This is a genomic window from Bacillus sp. XT-2, assembly GCF_025696525.1.
Taxonomy (GTDB): domain Bacteria; phylum Bacillota; class Bacilli; order Bacillales; family Bacillaceae; genus Bacillus; species Bacillus halotolerans.
Window position 1 is genome coordinate 165,330 of sequence record NZ_JAHVOC010000007.1, and the last position, 16,698, is coordinate 182,027.

Below are 16,698 nucleotides of genomic sequence, written 5' to 3' on the forward strand. Positions count from 1 at the left end.
TGTTATTGATTTGACATTTACATGTGTTACGATATCACCTGTTAGCCGCCAATAAAAAGCTAACAAGGGAGGATTTACTTATGAAGAAGACGATTATGTCCTTTGTAGCAGTTGCAGCACTTTCAACAACTGCATTCGGAGCTCACGCTTCTGCAAAAGAAATCACGGTGCAAAAGGGTGATACGCTCTGGGGGATCTCTCAGAAAAACGGAGTGAACCTAAAGGACCTAAAAGAATGGAACAAGTTAACTTCTGATACAATCATTGCGGGAGAAAAACTGACCATTTCTTCAGAAGAAACAACCACTTCTGGGCAATATACAATTAAAGCGGGAGATACGCTTTCTAAGATTGCTCAAAAATTCGGTACGACAGTTAACAACCTGAAAGTTTGGAATAACTTAAGCTCTGACATGATCTATGCTGGATCTGCACTTTCAGTAAAAGGTCAGGCAACAGCAACAAACACAGTGACTGAGAATGCGCAAACAAGCGCACCTCAAACTGAAACAAAACAAGAGGCTGTGCAAAAAGAGCAACCAAAACAAGAAGCTGTTCAACAGCAACCAAAACAAGAAACAAAGGCTGCAGCAGAAACTTCTGTTAAAACAGAAGAAAAGGCTGTTGAATCTAATACAAATCAACAAGAAGCGGCAAAAGAACTAACTGTTACTGCTACTGCTTACTCTGCTAACGACGGCGGCATTTCCGGCGTTACAGCAACAGGCATCGACTTAAACAAGAACCCGAATGCTAAAGTTATTGCGGTTGATCCAAACGTGATTCCGCTTGGTTCTAAAGTCTATGTTGAAGGTTATGGAGAAGCAACAGCAGCAGACACTGGCGGCGCAATAAAAGGAAATAAAATTGACGTATTTGTACCAAACAAAAGTGATGCACATAATTGGGGCGTCAGAACAGTAAGTGTAAAAGTGTTAAATTAATAGAATAGATGAAGATAAAGGACATGTAGCTCTAAGCTCGTGTCCTTTTTTTGTTTTTTAGAGACGTAAAACATAATACGCTGATAAAAGAAAAATTGTGCTCCTTCTGATTTCGATGAATAGAAGGTAAACGCTCCTGTCATCTACTGTCTTTGCAGAAGGTGTGCTGGCTTTTACTTTGATTAATGGACAAAGCTACGCGGGCTCTATGACAGCATGTCTTGGGAAGCAAGTGCGCCGCCCGCGTTACTTAAAAACAGGAGTCATGGCGATACCTGATTTTTTGGAGCAGCGATCATAGGTTATGCTGTTTCATTCCAGCAACAGTGCTGTATTCAAGGCTCTTGTCTTCCGCATTACGGAGACGTTTGGCATCAGCACGTTCATGGCGGTTTAGCTGATTTCCTTCATTATTGCGTAACGACTGCTACATTTTTTTGGCGGGCTGATAGCAGCTGCTTTTAGCAGATGTGATATACGGAATTGGTTTAATTTTAGGCGATTTTTTTATTGTGGTTCTCGGTGTTCTTGCAGTCGAAGATGGCAGCTTTGGGAGCAGAATTGCAAGACTGACTGCATTACATAATTGAAAAACCCAATCAATCGATATTCGTAATTCGGCAGATGTATCCCGGCCGACGATTTGAACAGGTTTATTAGTGAATCACCTGTATTATGAACCATGCAATTTGTTCAGCGTGCGTTAGACGCTAAACATTCAGATGAAGGCCAGAAGGGGGCTTTTAAACTGATCGGAGTGTATTATATAGTAGTTCCGGGAGTGACTGCCTTTTCATTTGTATGGCTTCGGAATAGAAATGCTGACAGTGTATACCCTCGATTGATCATCGACTTATCGCCAGCGTCACTTACTGGTGTTTTTGCCGCTATTTTATTCAGGGCGATTTTAAGCTCTTTCAGTGGGGCTTTAAACAGTACAGTTACCTTGTTTACATTAAATATATACAAGCCAATGTTCAAGCCAGATGATGGTAAAGGTGAAATTGTCAAATCAGGGCGCATTTTTGTTGCAGCCTCGGGATTGTATCCATGTCATAGCACCATTTGTTTTATACGCGCCATAGAGCTATACAGCTATCATCAAGAGGTGGACGGTATGTCAATGAACAATGAATGGCGAAAATGACGCCTTGGTTTATCAAAGAAAACACCAGACTATGAAGAAGTGAAGAGGCAAGAAACTAATTAGAGGAGTAGATCATGTGTTTACTCCTCTTTTCTTCTGTCTATAAAAGTTCCGTGTGTTATGCCTTCCAGTATAGAATCTTCAAGAGATGATCAGGTTCTTTAATGTCCCCGTGGCTTCTTTACGAAAAAAGTACCGGCATTTGCTGCGGTTTCAAAATTGAATACAAGCCTGATTATGACCCGCAGGTTGATATTACACCATGGAAGCACGTCAAGCTGGCGTCATGTGATGTGTTATTTTCATTCTTGGAGCGGCAACATATCTCCTGTTTCAGCGTGGGGAGTAGCAGATGAACAAAAGAGGATTTTGGACATATGCCAAGATCCTCTTTTACTTAAACCAGCCTTTTTCCTTTGAGCGCGTAATGGCTTCTATACGGTTTTTCACTTCAAGCTTTTCCAGAATCATAGAGATATAATTTCGCACCGTCCCGCTTTTAATGCTGAGTTCTTGGGCGATTTCTTTTGTGTTTTTTCCGTCAGCCACAAGTTCGAGCACTTCTTTTTCTCTATCTGTGAGAGGGTTGGCCTCGCTATACATATCCTCCATCAGCTCAGGTGCGTAGATACGCTTTCCGTTCATGACGCTTCGGATGGCGCTCGCGAGCTCTTCACTCGGACTGTCCTTCAACAAATAGCCTTTAACACCGGCTTTAATGGCTCTCTGAAAGTAGCCGGGGCGGGCAAAAGTGGTTAAGATAATAATTTTGCAGCCTGTATCCTTTAACTCCTCAGCAGCTTCAAGGCCTGTCTTTCCGGGCATTTCAATGTCCATAATGCATACATCGGGCTGATGTTTTTTTGCGAATTCGACAGCATCCTGTCCGGTTGTTCCTTTGCCGACAACTTTCATATCGTCTTCTAAGTTCAATAGTGATCCTAAAGCGCCCAGCAGCATCTGCTGATCTTCCGCAATAAATATACTAATCATGTAAGCCATCCTTTTTGTTTATTTTGAGTTATTAGGAATCGTCATGGTAAGCTTGGTTCCGTTTTTGGTGTCGATGTGAAGGCTCCCGTTTGCAAATTCAAGACGCTCTCTCATACCGAGTAAGCCATGTCCTTTTGAAAAGCACGTGTCTCTTCCTTGAAATGTTCCATCGTCAGACACTGTAATAACAACTTCCTTCCAGAGCTCCTGAATATCAACTCGGCATGTTTTAGCCTGACTGTGTTTCACAACATTTGTGACAGCTTCCTTTAAGCACATGCTCAAAATATTTTCATTAAGCAATGAGATATTTTCGGGCAATTTCTCAACTTCGTAGATAAATGTAATGTCAGCAGCTTCGAGAATTTGTTTGATATTTATGATTTCATCCTTGAGCCGGATGCCTTTCATAGAGGATACGATTTTTCTTACTTCATTTAAAGAAGTTCTCGCTGTTTGCTGAACGCTTTTCAGCTCACGCGCTGCTTGTTCGGGATCTTTGTATATTAATTTTCTCGCCAAATCGCTTTTTAAACCGATAAGAGAAAGCTTTTGACCAAGCGTATCGTGGAGATCGCGGGCAATCCGCTGCCTTTCTTCTAATTTTACCAAATCGGCAATCCGTTCATTTGCAAATTCAAGTTTTTCTTCCAGCCGTTCGCGCTCCTTGCGGCTTCTGACACTGAACGGCAATAAAATTGCACTGATGAGGGTAATGACTACAAAAGGAATTTGTGTCAGAAAGAATTCTTTTTTTAACACAAGACTGAAATTCGCTGCGACAGCTGCGCTTATTAAATGTACGTAATATAAAATGTGGAAAGGGACACGTTCTTTTATGTTTCCAATAAAATACGCAATAAAAAAAGCAAAATAAATATAACTGAACAGCGTAATGGAGGCGGTTGAAATGCCGATTAGCAGAAACGCCCACAAATAAATGGCCCAGCCTTTTGAGACAAAAGCAAATCGATAAACCGAAAAAAATAAAAGCGTCAAAATAATTCCGACGATAATAACAAATGTAGAAGATGATTTAAATATAAAGTAGAAGGGCAGGATGAAAAATATCGTCCATATATAAGGCGTGATCCCGCTTAGTTTTTGAAATGTAAAATGCTTTTTGATCATGATATAACCTCATTTTCAGCTTTTCATCTTAAATGTAACTTTACCATTGTAAAAGCCAGATTGCACCACCGAACAATAAAAAGGAAGTCTTCTTGTTGTATAAGAAGACCTCCTAATTGTCAGGCGTTCTCCCGCAGCTTTTGTTTTTCTGTTGAATCAGGCGGAAGGCGGAAAGATATTTGTTTGATATCCCGAAATGACACAAATTGTTTTTTGTCTTCATCCCAAAGACGGAATGCGAGTGATTGCAGGCTTGTTTTTAAGGTGATTGTCGGTACGTTTTTTAATGGTTCGTGATGTTCATGAGCAACTTCAAGCTTATAGTTCGGCACCTTTGGGCTCAAATGGTGAACATGGTGGTAACCGATATTGCCTGTCAGCCATTGAAGGAGTTTCGGGAGTTTATAAAATGAACTGCCTTCCACAGCGGCTTGAACGTAGCTCCAGTTTTCATCTGCTTCAAAATAAGAGTCTTCAAATGTATGCTGTACATAAAACAGCCACACGCCGATTGAACCTGAGATCAGAAAGATAGGGCCTTGCACCAGCAAAAACGATTGCCAGCCAAAGATCAGGCAGCAAACAGCAGCCAATGACACAATTGCCAGGTTTGTAAGGTACGTGTTCATACGCTCCTTACGTCTTGCACCTTTTTTGTTAAAACGGTTGGTGATCAGAAAAACATAAATTGGTCCGAGAATAAACATGATAAACGGATTTCTATAAAGTCTGTATGCAAGTTTTGTGCGTCTAGATGCGGCTTTATATTCGTTTACCGTTAACAGCCAGATGTCACCTGTTCCGCGTTTATCCAGATTGCTGCTGGTCGCGTGATGAATCGAATGGCTGTGCTGCCATTGAAGGTAAGGGAATAAAGTCAGAACACCTGTCAGAAAACCGAGAATATGGTTATAGCGCTTTTGTTTGAAAAATGATTGATGGCAGCAGTCATGAAAGATAATGAAAATTCTTGTCAAAAACCCTGAGGCAACCACTGTTAATGCTAAAGTAAGAAGATAGGAGACATTGAGGCTGAAATAAGCAAGAAACCACAGTCCGAAGAAAGGGATAAACGTGTTTAAAAGCTGAATCAGACTGTTTTTTGTTTCGGGCTGAGCAAAAGCAGCGACTTGCTTTGTCAGCAGTTTTTGTTTGTGTTTAAGGGTTGGTTCAGTCATAGTAAAGGATCCTCTCATTGTGTGTCTCGCTTAAGTATACGAAAGAGAAGGATGTCTTTGTAGTAGCACACATCATACATCATATATGACATTTGTCATGTGGACTGAGATGACGTGCAGATGTGAAAACAGCTTGTAAAAAGATTTTACAAGCTGTTTAATGTTTGTCGATCCATATTCGTGATGTACCCGAAACAGCTTCAAGCCTGCATGTTCCCCCAATAGGGAACGTGGCAATTGGAGAGGTATGCCCGGCATTTATGTTTGCGATGACGGGGAGGCCGGATAATTCTTTTTTTGTACCAACTATCGCTTTTACGTGATCTATTGATACGTTTGATGCTTTTTGGAACCTGCCGATCAATATCCCCTTTACATTTGAAAAAGAAGGGAGGTGGATGAGCGATTGTAAATCGCGGTCAAACATGTTTGCGTCCGACATATAATCATCCTCAATCAGTAAAATTGTATTTTCTGTTTCCGGAAAATACTCCGTTCCCTGCAGCAAATTAAGTGTACACAGGTTGCCGCCAATCAATGTGCCTTCAGCATAGCCATCCTGGATCACAATAGGACCGGAATGGTGATAAAAGTGCCTGTTTTCTTGATCTGAAAACCATTGGTCATCACTCCACTCTTGTGATGGCAGGATTTCAAAGGCTTCATCCGAAGCGCAGCAAGCCAGAAAATAATCTTTTATATAGTCCAATCCTTTTTTCATTGCAAACGTAGAAAAGTGGGGGCCTGAATATGTAACGAGACCGGTTTTTTGATAAATGGCATTGGCGAGAGCCGTAATATCGGAATAGCCGCAAAGAATTTTTGGATTCTGTTTGATTTTCTCGTAATCAAGATAACGCAGCAGCTGATTGCTGTTGAATCCGCCGAGTGTTGTTAAAATAGCTTTGACTTCGGGATCAAAAAAGGCGCTGTGCAGATCACTTACTCTTGATTCGATAGAGGATGACTGGAATTCGTTTAACTCCTCTGCGTATTCAGCAATGGTCACCCGAAAACCCAATCGTTCTAATGTCGTTTTTGCGTGCAACTTTGCTTCATTTGTTAATACGGACATGCTGGTGGCGGGAGACACGATTCGAATTTCGTCTCCCGGTTTCAGTTTGGGTGCAAACACTTCAGGTCCTCCTAAACAGTTTTACACCATTACAGCATATCTCGGCATATTCTTCCAGACTTTTTTAGAAATCCGTCCATTTAATGCTTCCTGATTGTGTATCGTAGTCAATGGATACTTCAAATTGATGCTTTTCATAAAAATGAATGAGTCTGTCCACATGATTCCAATCCCGTTTGGCTATGTCGCCGGTAACTTTCGGGATATTGCAGTCTCTGGCAATATCTTTTAAATATTTCATACAAATAGAACCGAAGCCGTAATTCGGAGGCCCTTTAATATCCCCAATATGAATGGCATCGTCCTGATAGGATGCTACAAGTGAAAAGCAGCTTTTCCCTCTATAAGCTGTTTCACAATCTGTGAGCATAATTTTGCATGTTTGGCCATCATCAATCGAGGAAACAATCATCCAATCTTCATCTTTCGATTGATCAATACCAAGCACTCTGGCATCTTTCGATAGATCCTTTATATTTTCCTGCATGCGATAAATTTGAAATTCTAAATGATTCAGCTCTTCTTCAAGCTCTTGGCGGTTTTTTTCCTTAGTGGTAATCAAAATCAAACCCCTTTCAAAAAATAGTTAGAAACACAGTAACCAATTGTAGTAGATAGAAGAGGCGTTTGTAAATGATAAATCCATAATTGCTAGAATTTAGTGCAAGGAAGGTTTGATTGGTTTTAAGAGAGGAAAAAGAAAAGTAACCCGTTGCAAAAGGAGGAATATGAATGCCGATTGATTCATTGATTAAGAAATTGCGTTATGTCCAATTGGAATCCCCGGACAAAATTCTCTCATTATATCTCAACACAGATATGAGGGATCCAGAGCAGCAAGGGGGAGAATGGAAAATTGCCCTTAAGTCAGGGTTCGGCAGATTAAAAGAATATCTGGCAGCAAGTGACCCTGAGGAAGAAAAGTGTCTGAATGCAATCACGGACAAAATCTATCAGCACCTTAACGGAATAGGAAAAAACATGCCGCGCAGCCTCGTGTTTTTTGTTTCGAATAGCGGTATATGGGAAGCGATCAAGCTTCAAATTCCTGTTGAAACAAAATTTTACTGGGAAGAGACAGCTGTACTTGATCAGCTGGAGAATTTGCGCAAAACGTATCCAAGCACGGCTTTTATTTTAACGCAGCAAAATGAAGTGAAAATTATAGAAACCGTTTTAGGCAAAATTGAAGCGGTGGAACATTATGAATATGACGTAATCAATGAATCATGGGAGAGCAGCCAGTCTTCTAAAACCACATCGGCTTCATTAGAAGAGGAACAGCTGAAGAATCATGTAACGGAGAATCAAACGAGACTGTACAAGCGGCTGGCGGCCAACCTCGACCAAAAGGCCGCGGCAAAAAAATGGGAGCGGATGATCATTGCCGGTGATAAAGAAACGGCTGACATCCTCGATCAGCATATGAACAAACCCGTTCATTCGAAAATCCAAAAGAATTTGCTGAATGAAAATGAACATAAGGTTGTTGACCATTTAATGCAAGAGGCATAAACCAAAAGGCTGGTGCTATTAAAGCGCCGGCCTTCTGAAGTGTGTCTAATTTCTGACGAAGCCATCGAAAACGTTGACATCTCCGTTGAATTTGCATACGATTTGGATAGCCAGTACAAATTAGGAGAGGTCACCAAATGAATCAAACAGAAAATAAACCGAAAAATTATACTGGAATTGTCCTAACACTGACAGTTCTGATTAACGGTTTAATCGCAGTGCTGTTTTTTATGCCCAAATTAGATCAGTTCAGCCATGCGAATATTCACATTTTGCCAATGCTGAATGCGATATTCAACAGCTTTACGTTTATCTTCTTGTTGGCGGCACTGATTATGATTAAACAAAAAAACATTAAGGCGCATAAACGCTTTATTTTAGCTGCTTTTACGACAACTTTATTGTTTTTGATTTGCTATGTCACATACCATTCGATTGCGGAGAATACGCTGTATGGCGGAGAAGGTATTATGCGTCCGATTTACTTCTTTATTTTAATTACGCATATCTGCCTTTCTGCAATTATCGTGCCGCTTGCGCTGTTTACGCTGATCAGAGGCTTCAGCATGCAGGTTGAGCGCCATAAAAAAATTGCCAGATGGACAATGCCGCTGTGGCTGTATGTCAGCCTTACAGGCGTTATTGTATATTTGATGATATCACCGTATTATTAAAAGCCATACTTTGTATGGCTTTTTTGAGGTTGGTAAACATAACAAAAGCCCAAATATCGTTTTGGGCTTTGTCAGTAAATTGACAGGCTCCTTTAATGAGCCGTTGATTCCATGGTTTCAAGTGTTGCAACTTGTAAAGATTTTTCAACAGTTTTCGTTTTTTCTTTTACTTTTTCCGCGTACGTGTAATCACCGTAGCAATACGGATAACGGAAATTGTTTTCATTTCCTCCGCAAGTATAAAGCCCGGGATTTTTTTCGACTTGCTGCTCGGAGTATTGTTTTGCCAATTCCTCAGTATGCGTTCCTCCATGTTCAGCTACAAAATCAATATAACCTGCCCCCATGTTGTAGCTTTGAATAATCGTATCCAAATCCACACCTTTTTCTTTACCGGTTTTGTACATGAGGGTAAATTGCTTGATGCCTTGTTTAATACTGAGTTGAGGGTCTGTTATCTCATTACGCTTTAACCCTAGAGATTCAGAGGACTGCATCGGATCATTGCCTTTTCCTTTTGACTCCTGATACATCATGCCGAGTATCAGCGATGTGTAATTGGAGAGTCCCCGATTTTCAAGCTCGTCCTCAACCAGCGGTTTATAATCAGTTAAACGTTCGAGGACAATTGTTTTCGTGTCAATCGGAAGTTTTTTGATTAAATCGCGGTTGAACAAAAGCAGGACCAATAAAAAAGAGGCCATGACAAAGACAGAAATCATCATAAAACCCGCAGCAGCGAAACAGCCTTTTCTCTTTTTCTTCACTGTGTTTCACCCTCAATGTTTGCAGCAGTATGACTTTTTCATTATGACACAGAACGTATACCAGACCAAGTGAAAACCTGATTTGAAACATAAATTTAAACTATGAGATTAAATTGGAACAAGAAGAGACAGGTTTGCATGAAAGGTCATTTGTTATAAGATAAAACTATGAAATAAGAAAGGTGAGACACATGACTGAATTTCGAGAAACGGACCGTGCGAATGAAACGGTGACCGATTTGGACGAAGAAACTTTATTTCTAGTCGCACAAACCTTCAAAGCGCTTTCTGATCCTACGAGAATCAGAATTCTCCATTTGCTTTCTCAGGGTGAACATGCTGTGAACGGGATCGCTGAGAAACTGAATTTACTGCAATCAACAGTATCCCATCAGCTCAGGTTTTTAAAAAATCTACGGCTCGTGAAATCGCGCAGAGAAGGAACATCAATCTACTATTCTCCCGAGGATGAGCATGTTTTAGATGTGCTTCAGCAAATGATCCATCATACAAGACACGATTAAAAAAGACATCCTTGCTGCCGCATGTCGCGATTAAGCAAGGATGTCTTTTTCTTTACTGTGCCCATTTTGTTCCAGCCCGTTTCTGCTGATTTTGATGACAATAGAGGAAAAACCGATATAATAGACGGCGATCAGAAAACAGACGCCAATCGTGAAAGGATCAGTACCGATAGATTGGCTGTAAGATCCCAGGCTGTGTAAATCAGGCGCGGCAAGGTACAGCTCTGTTACACGATAAAGAAATCTAGATAGAAATAGGGTTAGCAGAATAAGCTCTACCCAAATATGAGTCCGAAAATAAATTTTTCCTCTGCGTTTTTCAAAGGAGAGATTTTTCCTGGCGAAAAAAACCAGCAGACATCCGCCGAGAATGCCGATAATGAAATATCCGTATAAAAAAGGATGAATGAGACTGAAGATGGTGAGACCGAATGCAAACATTGAAAAAAGAATCATACGAGTAAAAAGCCAGCGAGGCTTCAGCGGCTGATATCCGATGGATCGCTTGATTTTTTTATACAGAAAAAAGACGATAATCACGACAGGATAAACGCTTTGAAGTGTAAGATGCATGATGTGATATCCCCTCCGTTGAGAAGTGTATGCTTATCCGTTTTGAAATAGTAGTCTAAATAAACAATGCCCATAAAAAAAGAAGGGGAGGCCCCTGTTTTCATAACATATGCACGATGCCTTTAGGCTGCATAATAGATATGCCCAAGCCTCATAAAATGGTATGATAATATTGGAAAATAAAAGCAGGAGACAAGGTGCGAAAAATGAAACTGGAACGTATGTTAGCGATGGTGATGTTATTAATCAGCAAAAAACAAGTGCAGGCTGCTGAGCTAGCTGATTTGTTTGAAGTATCAGTCAGAACGGTTTACCGAGATATTGATACGATCAGCAGAGCGGGCATTCCGATTGTAACCTCACAAGGCGCCGGGGGCGGGATCAGTGTGATGGAAACGTATCGGCTTGAAAGAGAGTGGCTGAAAGAAGAGGAGCTATTTGCTATTGCTTCCGCTTTGCAGAGTGTCTCATCGATGTATGAACCCGCTTCTCACAGCGCGGCTTATCAAAAAATAAAACATCTCATACCTGACCAGGCCGCAGAGGCATTTAAGCGAGAAACGGAAAAATGGTTTATTGACATGACGGCATGGGGACAAACAGAGGACCAAAAAGCGCTTCGAGAAAACATCAGTGATGCAATCGATCGGTCGTCAACCATATCATTTACATATACAAATGCAAACGGGGAAACACTTCTCCGTGAAACAGAGCCTTACACGTTGGTGTGCAAGACAGGCCGCTGGTATTTATACGCCTACTGTCTGGTTAGAAACGATTTCCGTTTTTTTAAATTAAGCCGGATGAAAGATCTGACTGTTTTACATCAATCATTTAAGAGAAAAGACATACAGCTGGAGACTCTGCCTTGGGATGCGAATTGGTATCGAAAGGACCGTTTAACTGAACTGGTCATTCTTGTCCAGCCCGGTGCGCATCAGCGTATAAGTGAATGGTTTGGAAATGATGTCCTTCTATTTAATGATAATGAAGCCTGCCGAGCGGTGATATCTCTGCCTGAGGATCAATGGCTGATCGGTTTCTTGCTGCAATTTGGCAAGGATATTGAGGTCCTGGAACCCCTTCATATCCGGGAAAAGGTAAAAGAAACGATTTTTCATATGCAAAAAATATATGAAACCTGACACAATGCTGTCAGGTTTCTTCTTTTATAATCTAGGTAAAAGGAGGTATCATATGAGCTATTCACATATGACACATTTAGAACAAAAGCGCTTTTCAGGGCTGTCACAAAGAACAAGCAATGCATTGGAAATGACGGAAAAAAGACAAATCCCGCTCTTATGGAATCGATTTTGGCAGCAGGATACGAGCGTGTTACTTCCGCCTAATAAAAAAGATCAGAGCATTATCGCTTTATACTCTCATTACGAACAGCAGGAGAATGGGTTGTACACATTTTCTGTCGGCGCTTTTACCGAGCATAGCGACATGCTTTCGGAACCTTATGAGGATATATATTTACCGGCTTCCGCTTATGCTGTTTTCACTTCAAGAATCGGTCCTATTGAAGACATTGTACTCGACACATGGAAGGAAATCTGGTCTTGGGATAAGCGCCATTTGCGTACGTTTTCAGGAGACTTTGAGCAGTATGATCAAAGTGCGCTTTCACCGCAGCGGGCGCAGGTTAAAATATTTGTCGCCATAAACTTGGTATAACACTCTTGAAAAACTAATGGTATTAGTTAATAATAAAACTAACACCATTAGTTTTTTATTCAGGAGGAGTTATCATATGAGAATGATTCAGAATCAAACTGTGCGGCAGCTGACGTTTTATCCGACATTATTTCCGGTCAATTGTTATCTTGTAGAGGAAGAAAATGAAGTAACCTTAATTGATACTGGTCTTCCGAACAGCTATAAAGGGATTATCCAAGCAGTGAATCAGCTGGGAAAACCGTTACAACACATTTTATTGACTCATGCGCACGGTGATCATGTCGGTTCGCTGGATGCACTGTCCCAAGCCTTTCCTCATGCAAAGGTTGTCATATCCGAGCGTGATTCATTCTTGTTAAAAGGTGATGTTTCTTTGCGGAAAGATGAACCGCAGACGCCTATAAAAGGAGGAATTCCAAAAAATATCAAAACAAAGCCTGACGTTTTGCTGGCGGGTGGCGAAACAATCGGTTCTCTCCTTGCGATTTCAACCCCAGGTCATACCCCGGGAAGCATGTCGTTTCTGGACACAAGAAACGGAATTGTAATAGCTGGGGATGCATTTCAACTACGCGGGGGAATAGCCGTCTCCGGCCAGATGAGATGGACATTTCCTTTTCCTGCCTTCGCCACTTGGAATAAGGAGGCTGCTGTAAGAAGCGCGGAATGGCTTGTTGACAAGGCGCCGAGCTGTCTCGCGGTCGGACATGGGAATTTCCTTGCTTCACCAGAACAGTCGATGAAATTAGCAATTCAAAAAGCAAAGAAGGGGGTCTGACCATGTCACCGAGAGCAGGATTACATCAAAAGATGATTATAGAAGCGGCGGCAGAGATTGCTGATCAGGAAGGAATAAACGGCGTAACACTAGCCGCACTCTCTAAAAAAATGAATGTACGGCCCCCGTCTCTGTATAATCACATAAGCGGGCTGCAGGGAATCAGAACAGAGCTTGCCGTTAGCGGTTTGACAAGGCTTTTTGATACGATGGCTGATTCCGTCAAAGAACAGAAGGGGGAGTCCGCCTTGCTATCTTTAGGCGATGCATATGTTGGGTTTGCAGTTGAAAATCCGGGTTATTATGAAGCGACTTTACTTAAAATTCAAGATGAAAGAGCTGAAAGCCTGTCAAACCAGATTGTCCGTCTTGTCACGAAACTGCTAATTGACAGCGGTTATGCAAACGAACAGACTGTGATCCATGCAACAAGAGGGCTGCGAAGCTTGCTGCACGGATTCGCGACTTTAATCGGAAAAGAAGCGTTTGAATTAAAGGAAGACATTTCAGAAAGCTTAGCATTTTCAATTCGATTATTTCTATCGGGTCTGTCAATAAACAATAAAAGTATTATGTAAACTAAATAATGTATGTCTTATATTTCTGAATATTGTATAATATATCATGCAGTATATATAAGGGAGAGCAAGAGGCGATGCATGATATTTACAAAATTGAGCAATTAGCGGCAGCATCATGGCCGTCTTATATTCAAAAAAGAATGGGGAAATGGCTTCTCAGAGCGAACTTTGGCGTAACCAAACGGGCGAACAGCGTATGGACATCGGCGGACATGCCAGAAGGAGATTACCAAAAAGAGATCGAGCATTTCTATAAAAGTTTAGGTCTGCCCGTTTGTATTCAAATCAGTGACGCATCTCCGGAAGGACTGGATGATGCATTGGCAGACAGCGGATATGAAAAGATTGATGAATGTTTTCAGATGACAGCATCATGCTGCGATATTTTAGATCGTACTTTTGACAACAGCCGATTTACATATAAGTGGGAGCAACAGCCATCGTCTTCATGGATTGATGATTTTATCCGATTAGAAGAATTTTCACCAGAACGGCATTGCGGCTATACAAGCATTTTCAAACGAATACAGCCGTGTAAAACCTTTTTCACTATGTATGACCAAGGCAGCCTGACAGCAGTGGGCACGGCTTCCGTTATCGATGGCTATGGCGGACTCAGCAACGTTGTAGTAGCAAAGGAACATAGAGGAAAAGGGGCAGGGACTCAAGTCATCAGGGCTCTGACTGAATGGTCAATGAACCATGGAGCTAAGTATATGTACTTGCAAGTGATGAAAGAAAACTCAGCCGCCGTTTCTTTGTATGAAAAAATTGGGTTCTTGCCTATATCGGAACACCATTACCGGATCAAAAAGGAGGATGGCTGATGAATTCGCTTCAAGAGATTATCTGTGAAAAACGGACATATACACGCCTTTATTCCTCACATAAGCACACGTACAGCCAATTTCTTTTTCCCCTTGAAGGGAATATCGATCTTGAAACAGAGGATCGGCAGGTCAAATTAAAGCCGGATCAATTTTTATATATTCCGCCAGAGTGCGAGCACCGGTTCCGCTCTATTGGCAGAAATGAATGTCTTGTGCTGGATGTGCCGCTTCAGGCGATGAAAATTGAGGAGCATCATGCAGCCGCAGGGATTGAAGCTGCAATCGATCCTTTTTGGTCTTCGATCAGGCACTTATTAATAGAGGAAGCAAACACACGCTCAGCGCACACGCTCCACCTGCTTGTTCAATACATAAAAGAAAAACTGCAAACCCATACTCATGCGTCAATCGCATACATCCATAGCCATTTGTCTGAGCCGCTGACAATACAAAAGCTGGCGGAAATTGAACATTATCACCCAGCTTACTATTCAAGCTGGTTTAAGAAACAGACCGGTAAGTCCCCTAAAGCCTATATAGCTGACCTCCGTCTTGAGGAAGCGAAACGGATGCTGATTGAGAAAAATGTTACGCTGACTGTCGTGAGTCAAGCGCTCGGCTTTCAAAACCTTTCTTCTTTTACAAGATGGTTTGTAAAAAGTACAGGTGTATCACCCCGAATATACCGGAACACCTTTCATTCGGATAAAAAAATATGAGCTTTTGGTTAAACATTTAGCAGGTGTCTCTTTTAAAATAGTAAGAAAAAGGAGATATAATGATGGCTGTAATTGAAGATTTTGAAAAACTGGATATCAGAACTGGCACCATTATCAAAGCGGAAGAATTCCCTGAAGCAAGAAATCCGTCAATTAAACTGTTCATTGATTTTGGAGAAGATATCGGCATTAAACAATCAAGCGCGCAAATCACAAAGCGCTATTGCCCGGAAGAACTGACCAACACACAAATTATCGCTGTCGTGAACTTCCCGCCGCGCCGAATCGCAGGTTTTAAATCCGAAGTCTTAGTCCTCGGCGGCATTCCCGGCCAAGGTGATGTCGTCCTGCTTCAGCCTGAACAACCATTATCAAACGGAACAAAAATCGGATAACACAAAAAAGACGTTTGCCTAAGAGGCAAACGTCTTTGCGTATTGAGGCGATGCACCACACGCCACATTCGTGTGTGCCGCAAAGGGCATGTACATCGGCTTACACAATTCAGCTCATCGCTATATGAATATAGCATGACGGTTGAGGAAATGCAAGGAGTACTTTGTTATTGTAATTGAAAACGTAATAAAACTTGTCTTATTTTGTATGATGTTGTCGAAAGTAAGCGAAAACACAAAATTCAATCGTAATATTGTTAAATTGTATGACGATATTAAGCTGGTGTTTTATTGTCCAAACTCAGAAAATTGACTTAACTGTGACCCGTACTGTGACCTGATTATGACCTGAAACACCGTTTTGTGGATGTGAATAAATGCTGTTAAATCAATAAAAACGTACTAAATAATAAGGTGAATACAGGGGAGTAATGTGACCTGGATTTTTAATTCAGGTCTTTTTTATGCACAAAAAAATGCCTATTATCTCTAGATAGGCATTAAATATTATTATCAATATCTTCATTTATTTTTTGGCTAAGTTTCTGAACCTTCTTTTTAACATTTGAAACAGCTCTTTTTTGAATTTCATCAAAGTTCTCCTGAATATAGTCCATGATACTTCTTATTAAAACTTCACTTTCATAATTGAATATCTCATTTATTTCTGACTGTTCTTCATCTGTCAGGTGATGGTATTGAAGTTGTTTAGCATTTACTTCAGCAGCTACATCAATCCTCACTTTAGTTGTTCTGGTTGTACAATTTCATATTCACCTTCTGCATACTCTTGCTCCGCATAATGGCCTCCCCATTGACAGAGCTCCTGCAAGATAGGTTTAAGAGATTCTCCAAGTTCAGTGGATGAATATTCAACCTTCGGGGGTACTTGATTATACATCTTTCTGCTCACAAGTCCACTGGCTTCAAGCTCTCTAAGTGTTTGAATCAGCATTTTCTGAGTTATATTTGGGATAATGCGCTTTAATTCACTCGTTCTCTTTGGTCCATTCATTAAAAAGTATAATACAAGGCCTTTCCATTTTCCGCCAATAACTTCCTTTGTCACTTCAAACCCACAGCTAAATTTTTTCATGTCTAAAGCTCTCCATTCCACATTTATTACTT

The 16,698-nt window shown here is 41.0% G+C and carries 21 protein-coding genes and 1 pseudogene; 13 read left to right on the forward strand and 9 right to left on the reverse strand.

Annotated elements, in window-relative coordinates:
* Positions 1-80 precede the first annotated feature (80 nt).
* The 3 genes and pseudogenes from KXD37_RS17925 to KXD37_RS24150 all read left to right on the forward strand — a co-directional run.
* Positions 81-944 carry a LysM peptidoglycan-binding and 3D domain-containing protein gene (locus KXD37_RS17925; RefSeq protein WP_095713095.1) on the forward strand — a complete coding sequence of 288 codons (864 nt, stop codon included), beginning with the start codon at positions 81-83 and terminating at the stop codon, positions 942-944.
* A 682-nt stretch (positions 945-1,626) separates the two neighbouring features.
* A complete protein-coding gene (locus KXD37_RS17930; protein ID WP_255002748.1) occupies positions 1,627-2,091 on the forward strand; it encodes a sodium:solute symporter family transporter in 465 nt (154 codons plus the stop codon).
* Positions 2,078-2,154, forward strand: a pseudogene (locus KXD37_RS24150) (lipoprotein); the annotation flags it as partial. The gene KXD37_RS17930 and the pseudogene KXD37_RS24150, both read left to right, overlap by 14 nt.
* Positions 2,155-2,484: 330 nt before the next feature.
* Here KXD37_RS24150 and desR read toward each other — a convergent pair.
* From desR to KXD37_RS17955, 5 genes are all read right to left on the reverse strand, one after another.
* Entirely contained in the window at positions 2,485-3,084 is a 600-nt protein-coding gene (gene desR / locus KXD37_RS17935) for a two-component system response regulator DesR (protein ID WP_010334571.1), read from the reverse strand.
* 18 nt (positions 3,085-3,102) lie between these two features.
* On the reverse strand, positions 3,103-4,215 hold the full coding sequence (gene desK, locus KXD37_RS17940) for a two-component sensor histidine kinase DesK (RefSeq protein ID WP_024121713.1): 1,113 nt from the start codon (positions 4,213-4,215) through the stop codon (positions 3,103-3,105).
* Positions 4,216-4,334: 119 nt separating this feature from the next.
* Positions 4,335-5,393 carry a fatty acid desaturase DesE gene (gene desE / locus KXD37_RS17945; RefSeq protein WP_106021272.1) on the reverse strand — a complete coding sequence of 353 codons (1,059 nt, stop codon included), beginning with the start codon at positions 5,391-5,393 and terminating at the stop codon, positions 4,335-4,337.
* Positions 5,394-5,550: 157 nt separating this feature from the next.
* A complete protein-coding gene (locus KXD37_RS17950) occupies positions 5,551-6,528 on the reverse strand; it encodes a S66 peptidase family protein (protein WP_263463392.1) in 978 nt (325 codons plus the stop codon).
* A gap of 64 nt (positions 6,529-6,592) precedes the next feature.
* On the reverse strand, positions 6,593-7,090 hold the full coding sequence (locus KXD37_RS17955; protein ID WP_024121710.1) for a hypothetical protein: 498 nt from the start codon (positions 7,088-7,090) through the stop codon (positions 6,593-6,595).
* Positions 7,091-7,260: 170 nt separating this feature from the next.
* Here KXD37_RS17955 and KXD37_RS17960 point away from each other — a divergent pair, with 170 nt between their 5' ends.
* Positions 7,261-8,043 (forward strand): VLRF1 family aeRF1-type release factor, encoded by a 783-nt coding sequence (locus KXD37_RS17960; RefSeq protein ID WP_024121709.1) that lies wholly within the window; start codon positions 7,261-7,263, stop codon positions 8,041-8,043.
* Between the two features lie 137 nt (positions 8,044-8,180).
* Positions 8,181-8,717 carry a DUF420 domain-containing protein gene (locus KXD37_RS17965; RefSeq protein ID WP_003231280.1) on the forward strand — a complete coding sequence of 179 codons (537 nt, stop codon included), beginning with the start codon at positions 8,181-8,183 and terminating at the stop codon, positions 8,715-8,717.
* Positions 8,718-8,809: 92 nt separating this feature from the next.
* On the opposite strand, the gene KXD37_RS17970 is transcribed toward KXD37_RS17965, so the two are convergent.
* Positions 8,810-9,484 carry a lysozyme family protein gene (locus KXD37_RS17970; protein ID WP_024121708.1) on the reverse strand — a complete coding sequence of 225 codons (675 nt, stop codon included), beginning with the start codon at positions 9,482-9,484 and terminating at the stop codon, positions 8,810-8,812.
* Positions 9,485-9,675: 191 nt separating this feature from the next.
* Between KXD37_RS17970 and czrA the strand changes: the two genes are divergently transcribed.
* The gene (gene czrA, locus KXD37_RS17975; RefSeq protein WP_024121707.1) at positions 9,676-10,008 is read left to right on the forward strand and encodes a Zn(II)-responsive metalloregulatory transcriptional repressor CzrA; all 333 of its coding nucleotides are present in this window, start codon (positions 9,676-9,678) and stop codon (positions 10,006-10,008) included.
* A gap of 30 nt (positions 10,009-10,038) precedes the next feature.
* On the opposite strand, the gene csk22 is transcribed toward czrA, so the two are convergent.
* Positions 10,039-10,581 carry a mother cell-specific sporulation protein Csk22 gene (gene csk22 / locus KXD37_RS17980; protein ID WP_095713089.1) on the reverse strand — a complete coding sequence of 181 codons (543 nt, stop codon included), beginning with the start codon at positions 10,579-10,581 and terminating at the stop codon, positions 10,039-10,041.
* A gap of 206 nt (positions 10,582-10,787) precedes the next feature.
* On the opposite strand from csk22, the gene KXD37_RS17985 reads away from it, so the two are divergent.
* The 7 genes from KXD37_RS17985 (at position 10,788) to csaA (ending at position 15,570) form a co-directional block, all read left to right on the forward strand.
* Positions 10,788-11,726: a helix-turn-helix transcriptional regulator gene (locus tag KXD37_RS17985; RefSeq protein ID WP_106022150.1), complete on the forward strand. Its 939-nt coding sequence runs from the start codon at positions 10,788-10,790 to the stop codon at positions 11,724-11,726.
* 52 nt (positions 11,727-11,778) lie between these two features.
* On the forward strand, positions 11,779-12,264 hold the full coding sequence (locus KXD37_RS17990; RefSeq protein ID WP_188323051.1) for a GyrI-like domain-containing protein: 486 nt from the start codon (positions 11,779-11,781) through the stop codon (positions 12,262-12,264).
* Between the two features lie 76 nt (positions 12,265-12,340).
* Entirely contained in the window at positions 12,341-13,045 is a 705-nt protein-coding gene (locus tag KXD37_RS17995) for an MBL fold metallo-hydrolase (protein WP_106021266.1), read from the forward strand.
* A gap of 2 nt (positions 13,046-13,047) precedes the next feature.
* Complete coding sequence (locus tag KXD37_RS18000) at positions 13,048-13,623, forward strand: TetR/AcrR family transcriptional regulator (protein WP_263463393.1); 576 nt, start codon at positions 13,048-13,050, stop codon at positions 13,621-13,623.
* Between the two features lie 77 nt (positions 13,624-13,700).
* Complete coding sequence (locus KXD37_RS18005) at positions 13,701-14,453, forward strand: GNAT family N-acetyltransferase (RefSeq protein WP_106021262.1); 753 nt, start codon at positions 13,701-13,703, stop codon at positions 14,451-14,453.
* Positions 14,453-15,175, forward strand: coding sequence for a helix-turn-helix domain-containing protein (locus KXD37_RS18010; RefSeq protein WP_263463394.1), 723 nt, complete (start codon positions 14,453-14,455; stop codon positions 15,173-15,175). Before KXD37_RS18005 ends, KXD37_RS18010 begins: the two co-directional genes overlap by 1 nt.
* A gap of 62 nt (positions 15,176-15,237) precedes the next feature.
* Positions 15,238-15,570: a chaperone CsaA gene (gene csaA / locus KXD37_RS18015; RefSeq protein ID WP_188323048.1), complete on the forward strand. Its 333-nt coding sequence runs from the start codon at positions 15,238-15,240 to the stop codon at positions 15,568-15,570.
* Between the two features lie 500 nt (positions 15,571-16,070).
* Here csaA and KXD37_RS18020 read toward each other — a convergent pair whose 3' ends face one another.
* Together KXD37_RS18020 and KXD37_RS18025 are read right to left on the reverse strand one after the other, a co-directional pair.
* Positions 16,071-16,313 carry a hypothetical protein gene (locus tag KXD37_RS18020; protein ID WP_049809936.1) on the reverse strand — a complete coding sequence of 81 codons (243 nt, stop codon included), beginning with the start codon at positions 16,311-16,313 and terminating at the stop codon, positions 16,071-16,073.
* The gene (locus KXD37_RS18025) at positions 16,310-16,666 is read right to left on the reverse strand and encodes a winged helix-turn-helix transcriptional regulator (RefSeq protein ID WP_024121697.1); all 357 of its coding nucleotides are present in this window, start codon (positions 16,664-16,666) and stop codon (positions 16,310-16,312) included. The genes KXD37_RS18020 and KXD37_RS18025 overlap by 4 nt, the downstream gene beginning before the upstream one ends.
* Positions 16,667-16,698: the final 32 nt, after the last annotated feature.

Bases quoted from the DNA above. Each gene is read 5' to 3' on its own strand.
- KXD37_RS17995 (WP_106021266.1), top strand. From the start codon at position 12,341: ATGAGAATGATTCAGAATCAAACTGTGCGGCAGCTGACGTTTTATCCG.
- KXD37_RS17960 (WP_024121709.1), top strand. From the start codon at position 7,261: ATGCCGATTGATTCATTGATTAAGAAATTGCGTTATGTCCAATTGGAA.
- KXD37_RS18025 (WP_024121697.1), bottom strand. From the start codon at position 16,666: ATGAAAAAATTTAGCTGTGGGTTTGAAGTGACAAAGGAAGTTATTGGC.
- desR (WP_010334571.1), bottom strand. From the start codon at position 3,084: ATGATTAGTATATTTATTGCGGAAGATCAGCAGATGCTGCTGGGCGCT.
- KXD37_RS17930 (WP_255002748.1), top strand. From the start codon at position 1,627: ATGCAATTTGTTCAGCGTGCGTTAGACGCTAAACATTCAGATGAAGGC.
- csaA (WP_188323048.1), top strand. From the start codon at position 15,238: ATGGCTGTAATTGAAGATTTTGAAAAACTGGATATCAGAACTGGCACC.
- KXD37_RS17925 (WP_095713095.1), top strand. From the start codon at position 81: ATGAAGAAGACGATTATGTCCTTTGTAGCAGTTGCAGCACTTTCAACA.
- KXD37_RS17985 (WP_106022150.1), top strand. From the start codon at position 10,788: ATGAAACTGGAACGTATGTTAGCGATGGTGATGTTATTAATCAGCAAA.
- czrA (WP_024121707.1), top strand. From the start codon at position 9,676: ATGACTGAATTTCGAGAAACGGACCGTGCGAATGAAACGGTGACCGAT.
- desE (WP_106021272.1), bottom strand. From the start codon at position 5,393: ATGACTGAACCAACCCTTAAACACAAACAAAAACTGCTGACAAAGCAA.
- KXD37_RS17990 (WP_188323051.1), top strand. From the start codon at position 11,779: ATGAGCTATTCACATATGACACATTTAGAACAAAAGCGCTTTTCAGGG.
- KXD37_RS18005 (WP_106021262.1), top strand. From the start codon at position 13,701: ATGCATGATATTTACAAAATTGAGCAATTAGCGGCAGCATCATGGCCG.
- KXD37_RS18000 (WP_263463393.1), top strand. From the start codon at position 13,048: ATGTCACCGAGAGCAGGATTACATCAAAAGATGATTATAGAAGCGGCG.
- csk22 (WP_095713089.1), bottom strand. From the start codon at position 10,581: ATGCATCTTACACTTCAAAGCGTTTATCCTGTCGTGATTATCGTCTTT.
- KXD37_RS18010 (WP_263463394.1), top strand. From the start codon at position 14,453: ATGAATTCGCTTCAAGAGATTATCTGTGAAAAACGGACATATACACGC.
- KXD37_RS17965 (WP_003231280.1), top strand. From the start codon at position 8,181: ATGAATCAAACAGAAAATAAACCGAAAAATTATACTGGAATTGTCCTA.
- desK (WP_024121713.1), bottom strand. From the start codon at position 4,215: ATGATCAAAAAGCATTTTACATTTCAAAAACTAAGCGGGATCACGCCT.